Raw genomic sequence first — 16,944 nt, 5'->3', positions numbered from 1 at the left:
GGCCCCGACGCTGCGGGAATGGTACGGTGCGCCCGCGTTACTCGTGCTTATTGAAACGAGCTCCGCAGGCCAGAAGACGCCGCATAAGGCACTCCACCCAAAAGGCCAAATGCGGGCCCCCACACTGCCGGGGAATGGTACGGTGCGCCCGCGTTACCTTTGCTTATTGAAACGAGCTCTGCAGGCCAGAAAGCGACGTATAAGCAAGACCGGACAAGAATCCAAGTGCGGGATTCTCGTCCGGTCTTACTTATACTCTGCTTTCTAAACGGCCTGCTGTGCTCTCTACTCCCCTAAATGCCTCTTCTTCGGTGCCGTCTTTGCCTTCAAACTATCGCCTTCCTTATAACCAAACAGATAAGTCAAGGTAAAGGCTGCCACAATCGTTACCGCCGCAACGATCCAGAAGTTCATAAAGTTATTAGGGTTGCTAGCACTAGCGAACGACGGGAACCCAATCAAACTGCCCGTAAATCCGTACATATCCACGTGCAAGAACCCGTTCACCAAACCACCAATCGCCGCACCAATACTCGACGTAATGAACACGCGCCCATACTTCAAGTTAACACCATACATGGCTGGCTCCGTAATCCCTGCCGCCGCTGAAATTGCCGCCGACATCGCCAAGCCCTTCAAATCCTTGTTCTTCCGCGTCTTTGCCCAAACGGCCAATGCCCCGGCCCCCTGAGCAATCATCGTTACCGACACAATCGCGTTCAATAAACTGTGGCCGCCCGGAACCGATAGCTCCGCCGAAATAATCGGAATAACCGCCCAGTGTAACCCAAAGATAACCAGTACCTGGTACAAACCACCAATAATCAACCCGGCCAAAATCAGGTTCGAACTCAATACCCACTGCAACGCGTCAGAAATCCCCGTGGATACCAACGTGATGATCGGGCCAACGACTACCAAAACGGTAATACCAACCAGGAAAATTTCCACCAATGGGCTGAAAATCATTCTGAGCACCACCGGCATCCACTTCTTAATCCACGGTTCCACCTTCGATGCCATCCAGGCCGCAAAAATCATTGGGAAAATTGAATACGTGTATTGCGGAATGTGAACCGGAATACCAAAGAAGTTGGAATTAATGCCCATCCCCAACATCGTGCCGGTAAACTTCCCCGACGTGTATATGCTGACCAGGGACGGGTAAATCAGAAATGCACCAATAATGGCCACAATCACCGGATTGGCCCCCAGCTTCTGCGCCGCGGTAAACCCAACCAAAATCGGTAGGAAGTAGAACGTGGCATCACCCATCGCGTTAATGATGACGTAGGTCTGCGATGTCGTTGATACCCCACCCCACGTCGTCAGGATGGTCATAATCCCTTTGAGAATACCACTCGCCGCCAAGAGGCCAATCACCGGCATCATCGAGCCCGTAATGACCCCAATTAGGTTAGAGGCACCACGCTTCGTCCGACCCCACAAACTCTTATCCTGGCCGCCGCCGTGGTCTCCGCCATAATCTTGGCGGTACCTTCCGCGTTGCCAAAGCCGGGGCCGAGTTGCGCAATCACTTCGTCATACACATCACCGACCGTCTGGCCAATCACCACCTGGTACTGGCCGCCAGCACGGGCCACATCCAGTACCCCCGGCGTCTGCCGCACCGTATCGTCGTCAGGAATCCCTTCATCCTTGAGGTAGAAGCGGAGCCGCGTAATACAATGGATGACGCTGTTAATGTTGTCGGGACCACCCACTTCCGCCAACACCTCGGCAGCGGTCTCAGCGTACTTATTTTTATTCACCTTACCCTTATTGGCTTCCGCCTGCGACGCCTTGAGGTCCACCGTCGCTGCAACATCGCCACTGCGCACCTCGCCCTGGTTAACGGTAATCCCGTTTACCACGTCATTGGTGTTCGTGATGACCACGATGATGGTGGTCTTCTTACCCGCCGCGCGAATCTGGTCCAGGTTCATCGAGCCGATACCCTCACCGGCTTTGACCGCGGCATCCATACTCGTATCAATTTCAAAGGGGGCTCCGTTTAGCTCGACGGTATCAATGCCCAGATGAATCAATACTTCGGCGCCGTCATCAGTTCGAATACCAATGGCGTGCTTCGTGTCCGCCAACATCACCACGCGACCACTCACTGGGGCCACAATCTGTCCATCGTCAGGGTCAATCCCGAACCCTTCACCCATCGTCTTCTGTGAAAATACGGGGTCCGGAACGTCCGTAATTGGCATTAGTAAACCGTTGGCCGGAGCCAACAAATCCAATTTGTCTTTGCTCATCATATTGCCCTCCCTAGGGTTGTGCGTGCCTGTCAATCGCCCACCAGAATCGCTACCGTGCTGAAGGCGGGTAGCGTCATGCGTTCAGTCACCCGGATGCCGGGGACGTTACTAATTAATATCCGTCCGCGTTGCCACTCCGCCCCCACCGGGATGGTGACGTCGTGCTCCGCGTAGTTGTTGAGTACCAGCAACCGTGACGCACCGTATTGGCGGATAAATCCGAACACCCAGTCCACATCCGTCGCGTACGGCGTGTAATCACCCATGCTGATCACGGGATACCGCTTCCGCAGGGCAATGAGTTGCTGGTAAAAGTCAAAGATGGCACCGGAAGCCAGTTCATTCTGCACGTTAATTGTGGCTTGGTTCGTCGACCGCAACCACGGGGTCCCCGTCGTAAAGCCGGCGTTCTCGCTACCATCCCACTGCATCGGGGTGCGGCTATTGTCGCGCGCCTTTGCATGGACCGCCGCAAACGCATCATCCGCTGCCATCCCCGCGTCGGTTAACCGGCGGTACGCGTTGTGCGCCTCCACGTCCACGTAATCGTCCATGGTGTGGTATTCCGGATCGGTCATCCCGATTTCCTCACCCATGTAGATATACGGCGTACCGCGATTGAGGTGGATACTGGCGGCCAGCACCTGCGCCGTACGTACCCGGTAATGCTCAACGTCACCAAAGCGGTTCAGCGCCCGCGGCTGGTCGTGATTATTCCAGAAAAGCGCCTGCCACCCGCCACCATCGGACAACCCGGTCGCCCAGTGGTGCAACAGGTCGCGCAACAAGTTAAAGTCGTAGCGCTTTGTAGTCCACTTTTCACCGTGGTCATAATCGGTTTTGAGGTGGTGGAACTGGAAAATCATGCTCAACGCGTGCTCATCCGGACGGGTGTACTCGATGGCGTGGGGCAAAGTCGTCGAACTCATTTCGCCCACCGTCACGCTCTCGGCATCCTGACCGTAACTTTGGGCGGCGAGATCTTGAATGTACCGCTGCACCACCGGTTTATCGGTATACAGAAACTTGCTCTCGGTCCCGGCCGGCGCATCCACTAGCCGTTCGTCTTTGCCAATCACGTTCATGACGTCGAAACGGAAGTGCTCGACACCCTTGGCGCGCCAGAAGTTCACGATGTCCGCCGCCTCCTGACGCACGTGCGGATTATGCCAGTTGAGGTCCGCCTGCGTCCGGTCGTACAGGTGCAGGTAGTAATTGCCTGTATCGCCAAAGGGTGCCCACGCTGGCCCGCCAAACTTGGAGTCCCAGTTCGTTGGGAGGTCACCGTTAGGCTTGGGCGGGTATATCCAGTAATAATCCTGGTAATACTTATCGCCGGCGAGCGCCCGTTGGAACCACTCGTGCGCCGTGCTTGTATGGTTCAGCACCATGTCGAGCATCACGCCAATCCCCGCTGCCTTAAACGCAGCCATCATGCGGTCAAAGTCGGCCATGGTGCCGAAACGCGGGTCAATCGCGCGGTAGTCAGCCACGTCGTATCCGTTGTCGTTTTGCGGGGAAACGAAGAACGGGTTCAGCCAAACAATGTCTACGTTTAACGACTGCAGGTAATCCATCTTGGCGGTAATGCCGGGCAGGTCGCCGATACCGTCGCCGTTGCTGTCAAAGAATGATTTGGGGTAGAGCTGGTACACAACTTTGTTTTGAAATGACATGTTATTCCTCCGTATGCTACGAGCGGCGGGCAAATTCCTGGAACCGAAAGCGGTCCGGGCGGTGCCGGGATTCGGTGTACTGAAAGGCGGTGGTGTCCTCGAGGTAGGCAATGCTGCGGACAACGGCCACCGCGTCGGTTGGTGTCAGGCCCAATAGTTGCTGATCCTGTTCGGTTGCGTGCTCAACCGTAAACTCCTTTTTGGCGTACGCAATGGCCAGGTGCAGGGTCTGCTCAAAGTAGGCGTACAAGGAATCCTCGGCCACGGTTTGGCTAATGTCGGGTACCACCGCGCGGTCAATGTAATCAATGTCGATGATGACCGGCTCCTCGTTAATCCGTCGCAACCGCGTCAACCGCAGAACCGGCATCGCGTGCACATCCGGATCGATACTGACAAAAGGGGTGGTGGGCAACGTCATCGGTTGCTTATCCACCAACACGGTGCGCGAATTCATGTTCATCCGCGTCGATAACTCCTTATAACTCAGCACTCCGGAAACTGGAAAAACGTACTGCTGACGGTTAATCACCGTGGTGCCCTTCCCTTGCTGGGACTGGACGTAACCCTCATCCTTCAAGCGTAATAACGCACGACGGATAGTGTCACGGGAGGCACCGTATAATTCCCGGAGCTGGTTCTCACTCGGGAGTAATGAGTCCTTAGCGTACAAGCCATTGTCAATTTTTGTTTTTAAATCCTGATAAACCAAATTGAATTTCGTCATCGCAGTCACCTTTGTAATCGCTTTCTATAATTCAGATTATACTTGTACGAACAAGTTGTCAAATTGGCTAAAGCTAATATCTGCGGCTTGTACGGCGATTGTTCGTACAAGTTGAGCGCGCAAATACGGAAAATAAGAGTTACATTCATTAAGCGGTTTCATCGCTTAGTATCATGCACAAGGTAAACATTACCGTTATTTTCGGTTGCCAACGTCCGGTGATTGCCCGGCTACCGGGTAATCACCATTCTTGGACAGGACAATTGCGCAACCCTAGTAAAAAAAAATTACGGATTATGCCACTTATTGTTACCGGCAAATAAGTGCGGTGGGCGGAAGATGCCGCATACGGCTCTACAATCAAAAGGCCAAGTGCGAGCCAGCCACACTGGCCGGGGAATGCTACGACGTTCGCGCGTCACCTTTGCTTATTAAAACGAGCTCCGCAGACCAGAAACCGACGTATAAGTAAAACCGGACAAAAATCCAAGTGCGGGATTCTCATCCGGTCTTACTTATACTCTGGTTTCTAACCGCGGGGCTGCGCTCTCTGCTTTCTAAACGGTCTGCTGCGCTCTCTGCTTTCTAAACGAGCTCCGCAGACCAGAAGACGCCACATAAGGCACTCCAACCAAAAGGCCAAAATCGGGCCTTTCGGTTGGAGTGCCTTATGTTCTGTCTTCTAAACGGTCTGCTGCGCTCTCTGCTTATTATTCAGCATCTGCCTGCGCTACCGCCAACAATGCCACCTGGTTCAGATAATTCACCGGCTGGTCGAAATGCGGGTTAAACAGCGTATCCACGTACGCCAAGTCATCAATGGTGTTCTGGTTCTGGATGGCGAGTGAGAACATATTCGCCGTCTGGCTGATGTCGTGCGCGCAGTATATTTGCGCTCCCAAAACCCGCCGGTCCGCCGCACCATACACCAACTTGATGGTAATCTCCGCGTTTGGCGTCATGAAGTCAGGCCGGTAGTTCGCGCGATAAATAACCGCGCGCACAGCGATACCATCTCTTTTGGCCGCCCTTTGCGTCAGGCCGCTCGTTGCCAACGTGCTCTTAAACAATCGGAGCGCCGTCGTTCCCTGCGTTCCCGGGTACCGTTGCACGTGGCTCGCAACATTCCGCCCGGCAATGTGTCCCTGCCGTTCAGCGTTCGTCGCCAACGGAATGTACGCCAAACGGCCAGTCGGGTTAAACCGCACGGCGCACGCATCCCCAGCGGCCAGAATATCCGGGTCGGACGTTCCCAACCAATCGTCGGTAACAATTGCCCCGTGGCGATCCAACTCAACCTGTCCCCGCAGCAAATCCGTATTGGGCACAAAGCCGGCGCAGACAATCACCAATCCCGCCTGGTAATCAGCCTTGTTGGTATGAATCAGCACCTGATCATGGTCGTCGTCAGACTCAAAGTCCTGCACCCGGGTCTCCAGTTGCACGTCCACCCCGTGTGCACGGAGGTCATCAGCCACCCGCGCGGACAGCTCCTGGTCAACGTAATTATTCAAAAGTTGGTCGTGGCCCTGCAGCAGCGTAACCTGGTGATCCGTGTTGGCGTACGCTTCGGCCAATTCGACCCCGACGTACCCACCACCAACGATGAAAACGTGGTGGTGGTTCTGCGCGGAGGCAAAGATGGCCTCGGCCTGCCGTGCGTCTTTGCACATCAGCACGCGCGCGTCGTCCACCCCCAGCACTGGCGGGACCACCACGTTGGAGCCGGTCGTCATGATGAGCTTGTCGTACGTATCGGTGAACACCTCCGCCGTGCGCAGGTTTTGCACCGTCAGTGTGTGTTGCTCACTATCAATGCGGAGCACGTCATGCTGATCGCGGACGTGCACGCCCAGTTCCCGCAAATGCTCCGGGGTCTCGTAGAACATGTCCTCTAGGCGCGACACCTCCCCACCCAGATACAATGCAATGCCACAGGAAAGGAACGACACGTTATCGTCACGCTCGTAGATTAAGACCTCCGCCTCGGGATGATCGTGCCGGATAGCCTTAGCCGCCGCCACACCCGCATGGGTGCAACCCACAATCACAACTTTCATTATAAATTCCTCCGCAAAATAATATTTACTGCTCGGGATCACCGGCATCGAGCTTCAGTAGCCGCGGCTTACCGTAGAAGTAACCCTGACGCAAATTCACCCCTAATTCATCGACGATGGCATCGTCACGGGCATCCTCGACACCTTCGAGAATAAACCGTAGGCCCCGCGCACGCGCAAAGTCGCGCCAAAACACCACCCGCGCACGCATGTCCGGGTCGTCCAACCCACCATCAAAGTTTTGGAGGGCAAACTTAATTTCGCTCGCGTACGGCACCAACTGCCGTACGTGATCCAGCTGGTTTTCACCGCTGCCCACATCGTCGAGGCAAACCTGCATTCCCCGTTCAACGTACGCCTCAAGCATGGGTCGCATTTGTGCCATGGTCACGGGGGCATCCTCCTTCTCCTCCGTCAGTTCGACGTTGAGACGCAGGGGACGCAAAAAGTTTTGTGCTTGTATCAATGAGCGATTGATTTCTGGATTCAGTAACTGGGTCCGGTTAAGGTTCACGGACACGGACCCGATTTTCAACGCCAACTTTGCCGTCGTCTCCACCAGCACCTCCGCGATGGTGTGCGCGGGGATGGACGCAAAAGAGCGCGGTGGCCGCCAACCATCGTGCACGTATTGCTTCATTAACAGCTCATAGCCAATCAGCGTGTGGTTGATTTTATCAAGCTGTGGTTGGATAAAGTAGCGGTACATGGGCATTCTCCATTCACTGGTTAGATGCTGCCCGTTCAATTGCCCCGCAACCGCAGCGGGCGTCACCTACTCGTAACCAATTCTAACCCAAAGTGATGGTTAATACCTAATGTTATCCATCAGGCTCACTCAACAGTAACAACGGTTGGGTGGGTGCGAACACGCGGATGGTCTTTGGGACTGCGGCTTACGTGCTGCGCCCCAAAGACCATCCGCGGGTTCCCGATAGTATGTGGTCCCTAATTTAAGATGCATTAATTCAGAAATCGTGCATTCGGCCACGCTAATTTTGAGATAGACCATTATTTGGGCCAGTAGTTGATCGAATCGTTCATAAAATTATCCGCAATGTTGGTTATGGCCGTTGGAGTGCGTAGATGACTGGACACGAAACGGTGAACATCTGCCGTTGGTCGTACTGGCGTGGTGGTGGAGGTTGAGCGGCCGGTCCCCGCGACGGCTGTATACCCGTAGTTCTGTTTGAATTATTGCCAGTAGTGCGTTAGCACGTACTGGCAGTTATGAATTACAGAATCAAATTGGCTAGCCCGAGCGGGGTTTGCTCGGGCTACGGCAATTCGCGGTAGCCCGGCACGGGCGTGAGCGTGAGGTTCACAGCACCGGTCGCGGGGACCAACCGCTCAACCTCCACCACTACGCCAGTACGACCAGCCACCTGCAGCGTGCACCGTGGAGTGGTCCACAAAGTCGCAGTACCCCACGGCACCCGCGCCGGCCAGAACCACCAACCTAAATGGACAAGTCGGCCGCAATGGTCAGCGGGTGTGGTCGTCCAAAGAAATAGCCTTGCACAAGGTCGGGTGCGAAATCGTGGATGAGCGTTAAGTCCGCCACACCCTCGCACCCTTCCAGCGCAAACTGATGGTGCTGTCGGTGCGCACGCTGCGACCAGTACGCCACCTGCGCGCGGATTACTCCCACGTTCACCGTTCCACGCACGTTTTGCAGTGCATACTTGTACTCCGTGACCACTGGGTCCAGCACGTCCACCAGTTCCGGTTGGTTAGCCCCGGTGCCCACGTCGTCGACACAGACGCGTAGCCCCGCTTCCTGGTATATCCTCGCCGCCTCAACCAGACGGACTGGTGTGACCTGATTGGCACCCACACCCATTCGTTCCGTTAGTTCAATAATGAGTTGTGGCCCGCCAGATTGATGCCAACGTCCGAGTTGAGCAACATAATCGGGGTCAACAAACTGCTCTTGATCAAGGTTCAAGGACACCAACTGTAAATCCTGGGGGAGCGTAGCAACGTGGCCCGTAGCAGTTCATCAAAGTCACGGACGGCAAACGCGCCAAAGTCGGCGGGAAGATGCCATTCGCTTCCCGCGTTGGTCGTTCACGCAAAAATAGTTCATAACCCGCCAATTTACCCGTCGGTACGCTAAATTTTGGCTGTCCCCAAAACCTAATCATTTCCAGACCTCGATCCGTGTGCGCCGTGGCGCATTGATTTTGCTGTCATTAGTATCATTTTAGTTATCGCTGATACGAATGATACGATAATTTTTATACGAACTATGTTAGCATACTACCCGCACGGCCTAAAATAAATACTTTTTCACGTAAACGGCCACCATTTACCACTTACCCACACCAGTTTTGGGCCTAAAAGCACTCCGGTAATGCATCATTATGCAAATAAACACACGTAGTAGTAGCCCAATTTCTGAACTATTACTACGTGCGTTAACGGACGCATGCTGGCCATTAACGGCCGACCGTTCGTCATTTTAACTGAGTGCGACACTGGGCGTGCGCATAGCCGCACGGATATTGACCAAGGTCATCTGACTGGTATCCGCAAAGTTGATGTCGGCGGCCCGCAACACGGTTGCATCACCAATCCCAATCGCGGTTTCCCCCGCAGCGACGATGCCCGCAACACCGGCTGCCGCATCCTCGACGCCAACGCAGTGCGCTGGAGCAACTTTGATTAGCTCGGCCGCCCGCAAAAAGATTTCCGGGTCCGGCTTCCCGTGATGTAGCGTACGTGGATCCACCACCTCCGGAAAGTAATGCGTCAAGCCCAAGTGGTGGAGCACGATCGGCGCGTTGCTGGAGGCCGATGCAATGGCCATTTTGTAACCGTGGGCATCCAAATCATCAAGAAGGGACTGCACGCCCGGTAAAATATCGGCTGGCGTTAAGGTGGCTACCAACCGCAAGTACTCAGTATTCTTCGCGGTAGCTAGTTTCTCTTTCTGCTCATCGCTATAAGTGTGCGCCAGACCGCCAGCCCTCAGGATCAACTCCAGTGACTCCATGCGGCTAATACCCTTCAGACTATCCTGCAGCCTTTGCGACCACGGGGTGCCCACCTGGTCGGCCACCTGACGCCATGCCTTCGTGTGTAAGCGTGCCGTATCGGTAATGACTCCGTCCAGGTCAAAGATAAATCCTTGAATATCTTCAAAATTAGCTTTCATCGTCTCCTGCTCCTCTCTCAGCCTAGGTCAACCTGCAAATCACGATTATCCGACTTGGCTTAGTACCGGATCTCTTGCTGTTGGTTAGCTACCAATTGTATTTGCTGTCCAGCGACCATCAAACGAGTTGCGTGATCAGCCGTTAGCCGCACCGTGTGGCGACTAATCATAAACCGCAGCTGTACCCCGCGAACCTTTATCGAAAAGTTTAGCCGGTGCCATTGCCGCGGTAAGTGTGGATTAACTACTACCTGGTCGCCCAACACGTTCACACCACCATAAATACTCGTCGCGACGTGTAACGTGGCGCCCATGACACCCAGATGGATACCCTCCGCGGTTGTCCCACCCTGAATATCGTAATAGTCAGAGAATAAGGCCTCACGGAAAAGCTGCCATGACTGATCGTAGTTACCATCCTGCTGGTTCAAAGCGGCGTACACAATACGCGATAAGGTGGAACCATGCGTCGTCCGGTCCAGATAGTACTGTAAGTTGTGCGTGAAGTAGTGTGCTGGCAGCCGGTAGCCCATCGCGGTAATTAGAGACTCCACTTCATCCCGATTAAGAACGTAATAAGCCATCAGGCATCCGCCTGTTTAGCCACTTGGTACGCGTCCGGTGTTTTACCCTCAGACTTCAAAATGCGGTCGAGTCGGGCAATATCACCGTAACGCTGACGGTAGTGGTCAAAATCGAGTCGTGGTAAATCAAAGTAGCCCTGAAACTGCCCGATAATACCATCATCATTAATGTCCAACTGTAAATGCGTCCGCACCTGGTCTAACTGTTGGGTAGCCTCGCTGGACCACCCCGCACGGCACTAGCTGCTTTAACGGTACTATCAGGCAACGTTTGCAGTAGGTTCGCAACCACTTTGAATAGCCATGCCACCATGATGTTGGTGTAGGCGTTATTGCTTAACCCACCACGCTTGCTATTGGGATACTCCTCATGGAATTCATCGGGGCCCATTACACCGTTGATATCATAACGGCCAGTCGTTGAATTCTTGGTAGTTAGACTTAACCAGAAACGTACCACCGACAGCAGTATATCCAAGCCGTAACGGTTCATGAGGTCGTGATCACCAGTAGCGTGGTCGTACAACCATACCTCGTAGGCCACGGACAGCGATACATGACGTTGACGCCGACTGTTATCTGGATCCCACTGGTTGGTCAATGGGTTCAGGTGCACCGACTGTGCCTGCTCGTCCCCATACATAGCGGATTGCCACGGGAACATCGCGCCACTTTGTCCTGCCGATTGAGCGTACTTTCGCGCGGCTCCTAGACGCCGGTAACGATACATAATCATTGCCTTGGCAATCGCCGGGTAATGCTCAACGTAAAACGGGAAACAGAACATTTCGTCCCAGAACACGTGGCCCCGATACGCCTCGCCATGTAGTCCTCGAGCGCCGGTGGAGGCATCCAAGTGGCCTGCACCCAGCGCCGCACCGGCAACCAACATGTGGAACGTATTCACCCGTAACAATTTTTGGCTAGTGATATCGCCAGTGACGGTGATATCGGTCCGCCGCCAAACGTCATCAAAGTAGTTCTGGGTAGCCGCGGTCGAGTCCTCAAAGCTGCCCTGCTGTAGCTCGGCCCGCACGCGGTCGGTTAATGCCATATCGGCTCGCTCGCCGTCGTGATCAGTCACAACGGCCACGAGCTTATCTACGGTGTACGTATGGCCCGCACGAACCGCCAAATTGACGGTCTGCCGCGCCGCGTTGGTGGTATGCGTCCCATTAACCGCATTGCTGAGCACTCGATCTGGACTGCTTAACCGACTCCCAATTGCAAAGTGAACGTTAGAATGCCGCGTGTGTCCGGTTAACCAGGCGTCTGTAGCGTCAGTTTCAGTAGCGTCGACCACCACGTGCCGTTGATCAAACTGGTTGTAGCGGTCAACGTTTCCGTTGGTCACCTGCCCGTCAATGGCAGAGTGGATTTGCAATGAGCCGTCGAAGTTGATGGGTGTGACCTCGTAGCGGATGGCGAAGCGGTGGTAATGGTGCATATCTGCGATTTTGGTTGCCGTCACGGCCAGTTGGTGGCCCGTCGCCAGGTTCAACAGCATGCTGGTCCGCAGCTGTCCCGTCCGTAGATCCAGGCTCCGGTACACGTCACGGATATCGCTCGGTCGTATTTTGAATAGGTTCCCATGATCCACGCCGAAGGACAGGTACTGCGCGTTGGGCAAGTTAACGAGATCCTCGTTGACGACATTGCGACCATTAATGTTAGTGGTGTTCTGGTTATACACCCCCGCAACGTACAGGCCAGGATAGTTATCGGCATCGGCGACTGCTTCGACGTAGGCACCGCGCAACCCAAAGTAGCCGTTGCCAACCGTCAGCATGGCTTCCTGACCATAGTTACGTTTACCGGAATACTCGCCGTAATAGTCCAGGTGCCAGCTGGCATACGCAACTTTGTCCGCGACGGCGGCGGCCAGCCCCCGCTGACGTACCGTCGGCCGCGCCACAACGGGCACGTTGAACATGTTCATGAGGGCCAAACCGATATCAATTCGCCGGTGGTTGAGGCCTACCACCGTATCCGTGAAGGGATAGCTGAGCGGGTTATCCACGATGACGACGTCAAAGCGAAAGCCGGCCATCCTGACACGCATGTTTTCGAGGTTGGCACCAATCGTCTGTTCCGGATTGTACTTAATCGTGGTTCGACGACGCGTGTGTTGGGCGTCGTCGTCCTGATAGTTGATTTCTAGGCTATCATCATCTACTTTTACCGCTATGGGTACCATATAATTCCCCCTTAACAATATGGCTTTTCAGTCAGTATCTAAAATGATTAACCGTCTAACTATACGTTAGTGCTGTTTGAAACGATAATCAAATACAGCGAGTATTGAGCGTGCGGATGGTGTTCGGGGGTGCGGCTTCCGGGTCCTGCAACGTGAGTGGTTGGCGGCCGCGTTGGTCGGGTTGGTGAGTTGCGGCTTCCGTGGGCGCTCCGCGGTAATCCACTCACCAACGACCGATGCAGCCTCTCACTACTGTATTAACCGCATCTCCGGACATGACGCCTCCGCACCAAACGCCATCCGCCCGTTCCCGATACTGCGCACACTGAAATATATAAATTGAACGTTTAACATCGTCCTGTATGGCGACGATAGTGGTTACCCATGTGTTCTTATTGAACTCGTGAGCACTCAAAGACATGTAATCTGGGCAGATTGTGTTTACCAAGTAGTAAATCGTGAATTACCCATCAACTTTCGTGGCCAAATTAGAATGTCAATTAGTTGAAAGTGATTAATGTCAAGCAATTAGCCTGTGTGAACACCATGGAACACACCATTCAGATTATTTTAACTACCCAACTTGTGTCAGTCGCCACGGGTGTGAAAAATAACTGCGTAGCCCCATAACGGTAACAATATACTGGACTAGAATCATCGCACCTAGATACACATTTATCACCACAACATTGGCTTGCCAGCACAAAACCACAAAAAAAGCTCCGCCCACAATTGTGAGCAGAGCCTAGTGTTGACGCCATCCGGCGATGTCGTCGGGCGTGAAGTCGTATGTTAGTGGTCCCCCGTATGCTTGCTCGTACGCCGCAACCTTTTGTTGGTAGTCCACAGCCATCATGTGCTCGCTATTCGCCCGCGCATCCAAACGTGGATCCGGATAGATCAGCGGCAGCACGTGTTCAACGTACCGCACCTGGTTGAACTCCGCGTTATCCACTTTGCCAGTATCCTGAATTTCCACGAAGCACGATACAATCGGCACCCCTAGCCGTGCCGCGTAGTAGTACGCACCCCGCTTCACCGGTCGCGGCTTGCGGTAATTGAACCACATCTCCTGTTCTGAATACATCAAAACCAGCTGATTAGCCGCCATCACGCGCGCCAACGCGTCAGGAAATGTCCGCGCCATGTAGCTCGTGCTGGGACTAATCGGAATTGTGTCCGCGTAATTCATTAGGAACCCTAGCCCGCCGTCAAAGTCCAGGTTGGTGGCCTGACTCACGATGAACATCCGCCGGTGCAAAGTCTTCTGCACCAAACGTCGCTCAATCAAGTTTTCCAGCGGGTTAAAGTGATTGCTAGTAATAATGGCGCCACCCCGCAACTGCCGCAGGTGGTCCATCCCCGTATACCGCGTATGGCGATTCACTACCCGCGCCGCTACGTTCATGGCCCCGCGCGCCATCAAGTTGTTCACATGGTAGTCCAATCGGTCGTGGCGAGCCAACGCCCGTTCAGCGATGGCCGCCTGGGCCGCCACGGTCATCTGGGGATCGCCGACCTCGACTTTGGCATTGAACTCACCGGCGCGCACCCGCTCCTGGATGTTGGCGATCACCGCCTCTTTGTCTCCGCCAATAATCATACACGCACCTGAACGCCCCGCTCGTTGGCGTGCTTGAAGTTACCCGCGTCGGCAACCAGCGCCGTCGCCTTGGTGACCAGTTCCTCAGCGTTGGCGTCATCCGTAGCCACATCGTCCTTGCTGTAATTGCGTTTAGCCAAAGCAATCTCGTCGGCATAACCGGAATCAGGGACGTACTGCCAGAAGAAATCGGAGTACATCACGTGGTCATAGTGCCACGGCTTGGCAAAAAGGTTGAAGTGAATCACGTTCGGCCGGGTTAACGCCTGATTCATGGTCGGCAAAGTCGGCATGGTGTTCCACGTCTGGTCGAGCCGCAAAATGTGGTCGTGCACCAGCGCGTTGATGTAGTCCTGGTCGGGCGCGATGGTATCAAAGTCGTACTGCTGCAGCAACGCGAGGAACCGGTCGCCGAGGTTGCACTGTCGCAACGCCGCCAGGTCCATCAACAGCACTCCAGAATTAATGTAACTTTGCATCGGCACGCCCACGGCATCCTCAACGTACGCAATGGTCACGGGGGAATCGGCCAGGTAGGTATCCATGCACCCACAGATAGTTACCGTGCAGGTCTAACCCAAACATTTGTGCAATATCCGTGGTGACCACAACGTCTGCATCCAAATAGATACCCTTGTCGTACTCGGGGAACATGTCGGCAATAAATAACCGGAAGAAAATGGTCAGGGTGTGATAGTCACAACGCAGTTCGGAATGGTCATTCGCCATGCGTTGGGCAAAGGCATCCCCCATCTGGACGAACCGTACGTGCACGTTATCCGTCGCCAACTTTGCCAACCGGTCCTGGTGCTCCGGGGCTAAGTGGTCGTGGAGGATGATGGCTTCATACTGTTGCTGGGAGTTGCTGTTTTGAATAATTGAGGTTAACGTTACCGCTAAGTATGGCGCATACCGGTCGTCAACCGCGAAAAATAACGGAATAGTCCTTGTTGCAGTCATTAGTTTTTATCCTTTAGTTGGGGTTCCAAACGGTCATATTCATCAAGCACGTCGTCATACTCGTGCAATTTCAGCTGGTCGTGCACGGCCGTGACCTGCCAAGCTTCACGGTGAGCGTGTGTACCCACGGCCACAGCCGAAAACTTGTGGTGAAGTGCTGAAAAACGGTGTCCGCGTGTAAGCGGCGCTGGTCGTTATAGCGACGTGGCATGATTCGCACTTCGGTCACCAGCCGGTTCAAAGCCGACTGGTCGGGCATGAACATCTGCGTGGTGACGCACAACCGCCGGGCCCGTTCAAACAATCCCGTACGGCGAATTTCCTTGAGGTTGAGCAGTAACACCCCGGAATTCAGGTAATCAAACCGGATACCCCGATTGTGGAAGAACCAGCGCCCGTAATAATCCAAAGTGCCGGCCAATTCGATGCCATCCATGTTCTGGTGGTAAAACTCGCTACAGTCGCGACGACTCACCACGTCGGTATCCAGGTACAATATGCGGTCGGGCAGATCCGGCACCTGGTCCGCAAACAACCGTAGCACACAGTTGGGCGTGAAGATGGTGTCCATGTTTGCCAAGGGTGGCTCCATGTTGAACAACTCGGTCACGTCGTGCTTCACCACCGTGTTCGCCGAATCAACCTGTTGTACTTGCTGCAACAGCAACTCCACCGTTTCGTCGTTGACGGGGCGATATTCCTTCATGCCCACGGTAATGTGCGCCGTTAGAATGTGTACGTGTAACGGTTCCTGCACGGTACGCAGTAGCGACAGCACCGAAATCAGCAGGCCATCTGCCATTTTGGCGTCACCACAATATAGGACATCCATACTAGTCCCTCCTTTGGTACGTAATGTATGTATACGTGCTTTCAGCGGAGCGTTGCCGCATTTGCCTTGCTACCATGTCCGCGAGTTGTACTTGTTGTTGCTTCCGGGACAAAGTCACGTTCGGGCGTAACGGTCCATCAATAAACACCGTCATCCGCGGGTGCCGGCCCCAACGCCGGTGCTGATAGGTCACGGTCATGGTGTACACCGGTGCCTGCGTTGCGACGGGATAATGAAATGCCGCCGCACTGAACGGACGAATACCGGTATAGTACGGCCACACGTGGGCTTCGGGAAAGATGGCCACGTAACGGTCCGCGTCGATCTGCGTCCGCACGGCGTGGTTAAACCGTGCCAGTCCGTGCATCCCCTCCGGTATCGGCAACGCGCCTACCCACGGTAAGATACGCCCCAGAAACGGTATGCCCAGATTGGCACCACTAACAACAGCCGCAAAGCCGCGTGACTGGCCGGCAGCCAACATCAGAAACGGATCGCCCACGGGTTGCGTGTGGTTAGCGTAGAGGAAGTAACCCCCTTTGCCCGCATTGCGGAGTGCCGCCCGGTTAACCCAGCGGACGTGCCAGCCCACGTGCAAAATGAACCACCCCGCAACCCGAGCCAGGGCGGTCACCACGACGCGCCGTGCCTGCCACCACCAACCAGAGTGTTCCCACTGGTAATCATCGGGAATCCGGATGTCCTGGTGTGCACTAGTCACAAAGTCATCCGTGACGTCGTCGTAATACTTAATCATTCGCGCCAATCGGATTGCCTCCTCACGGTTTGACCAGTTTGCTTATTCAATTTGTCATTATAAAGGTATCGTTGCCCCCATACAAACGCCCGTATGAATGGGAACGCTAACATTTTTA

9 protein-coding genes and 4 pseudogenes are annotated in these 16,944 nt (G+C 54.4%); all 13 read right to left on the bottom strand.

All coding sequences use genetic code 11. From position 1 onward, the window contains the following. Window positions 1-285 precede the first annotated feature (285 nt). The 13 genes and pseudogenes from JCM12539_RS08885 to JCM12539_RS08825 all read right to left on the bottom strand — a co-directional run bounded on the left by JCM12539_RS08885 (window position 286) and on the right by JCM12539_RS08825 (window position 16,826). Window positions 286-2,270, bottom strand: a pseudogene (locus JCM12539_RS08885) (PTS sugar transporter subunit IIABC). Between the two features lie 29 nt (window positions 2,271-2,299). Continuing rightward, window positions 2,300-3,946, bottom strand: coding sequence for an alpha,alpha-phosphotrehalase (locus JCM12539_RS08880; protein ID WP_054650818.1), 1,647 nt, complete (start codon window positions 3,944-3,946; stop codon window positions 2,300-2,302). Window positions 3,947-3,962: 16 nt separating this feature from the next. After that, window positions 3,963-4,673 carry a trehalose operon repressor gene (treR, locus tag JCM12539_RS08875; protein ID WP_054650816.1) on the bottom strand — a complete coding sequence of 237 codons (711 nt, stop codon included), beginning with the start codon at window positions 4,671-4,673 and terminating at the stop codon, window positions 3,963-3,965. A gap of 710 nt (window positions 4,674-5,383) precedes the next feature. Then, a complete protein-coding gene (locus JCM12539_RS08870) occupies window positions 5,384-6,733 on the bottom strand; it encodes an FAD-dependent oxidoreductase (protein WP_054650814.1) in 1,350 nt (449 codons plus the stop codon). A 25-nt stretch (window positions 6,734-6,758) separates the two neighbouring features. After that, window positions 6,759-7,442, bottom strand: coding sequence for an EAL domain-containing protein (locus tag JCM12539_RS08865; protein WP_054650812.1), 684 nt, complete (start codon window positions 7,440-7,442; stop codon window positions 6,759-6,761). A gap of 750 nt (window positions 7,443-8,192) precedes the next feature. Then, a pseudogene (locus tag JCM12539_RS08860) lies at window positions 8,193-8,693 on the bottom strand (EAL domain-containing protein); the annotation flags it as partial. 504 nt (window positions 8,694-9,197) lie between these two features. Further along, on the bottom strand, window positions 9,198-9,893 hold the full coding sequence (gene pgmB, locus JCM12539_RS08855) for a beta-phosphoglucomutase (RefSeq protein ID WP_054650807.1): 696 nt from the start codon (window positions 9,891-9,893) through the stop codon (window positions 9,198-9,200). A 59-nt stretch (window positions 9,894-9,952) separates the two neighbouring features. After that, window positions 9,953-12,674 (bottom strand): annotated as a pseudogene (locus tag JCM12539_RS08850) (glycoside hydrolase family 65 protein). Window positions 12,675-13,419: 745 nt separating this feature from the next. Further along, the gene (locus JCM12539_RS08845) at window positions 13,420-14,277 is read right to left on the bottom strand and encodes a 1-acyl-sn-glycerol-3-phosphate acyltransferase (RefSeq protein WP_054650805.1); all 858 of its coding nucleotides are present in this window, start codon (window positions 14,275-14,277) and stop codon (window positions 13,420-13,422) included. Then, window positions 14,274-14,822, bottom strand: coding sequence for a glycosyltransferase (locus JCM12539_RS14775; protein ID WP_082405439.1), 549 nt, complete (start codon window positions 14,820-14,822; stop codon window positions 14,274-14,276). Before JCM12539_RS14775 ends, JCM12539_RS08845 begins: the two co-directional genes overlap by 4 nt. Then, the gene (locus tag JCM12539_RS14770; protein WP_054650801.1) at window positions 14,776-15,237 is read right to left on the bottom strand and encodes a glycosyltransferase; all 462 of its coding nucleotides are present in this window, start codon (window positions 15,235-15,237) and stop codon (window positions 14,776-14,778) included. Before JCM12539_RS14770 ends, JCM12539_RS14775 begins: the two co-directional genes overlap by 47 nt. Continuing rightward, a pseudogene (locus tag JCM12539_RS08830) lies at window positions 15,237-16,069 on the bottom strand (glycosyltransferase). Before JCM12539_RS08830 ends, JCM12539_RS14770 begins: the two are co-directional and overlap by 1 nt. Before the next feature lies 1 nt (window position 16,070). After that, window positions 16,071-16,826, bottom strand: coding sequence for a lysophospholipid acyltransferase family protein (locus JCM12539_RS08825; protein WP_225350323.1), 756 nt, complete (start codon window positions 16,824-16,826; stop codon window positions 16,071-16,073). Window positions 16,827-16,944: the final 118 nt, after the last annotated feature.

Source organism: Lacticaseibacillus pantheris DSM 15945 = JCM 12539 = NBRC 106106 (genome assembly GCF_001311175.1).
GTDB classification, from domain to species: domain Bacteria; phylum Bacillota; class Bacilli; order Lactobacillales; family Lactobacillaceae; genus Lacticaseibacillus; species Lacticaseibacillus pantheris.
This window is presented reverse-complemented; position numbering and strand designations above follow the sequence as displayed.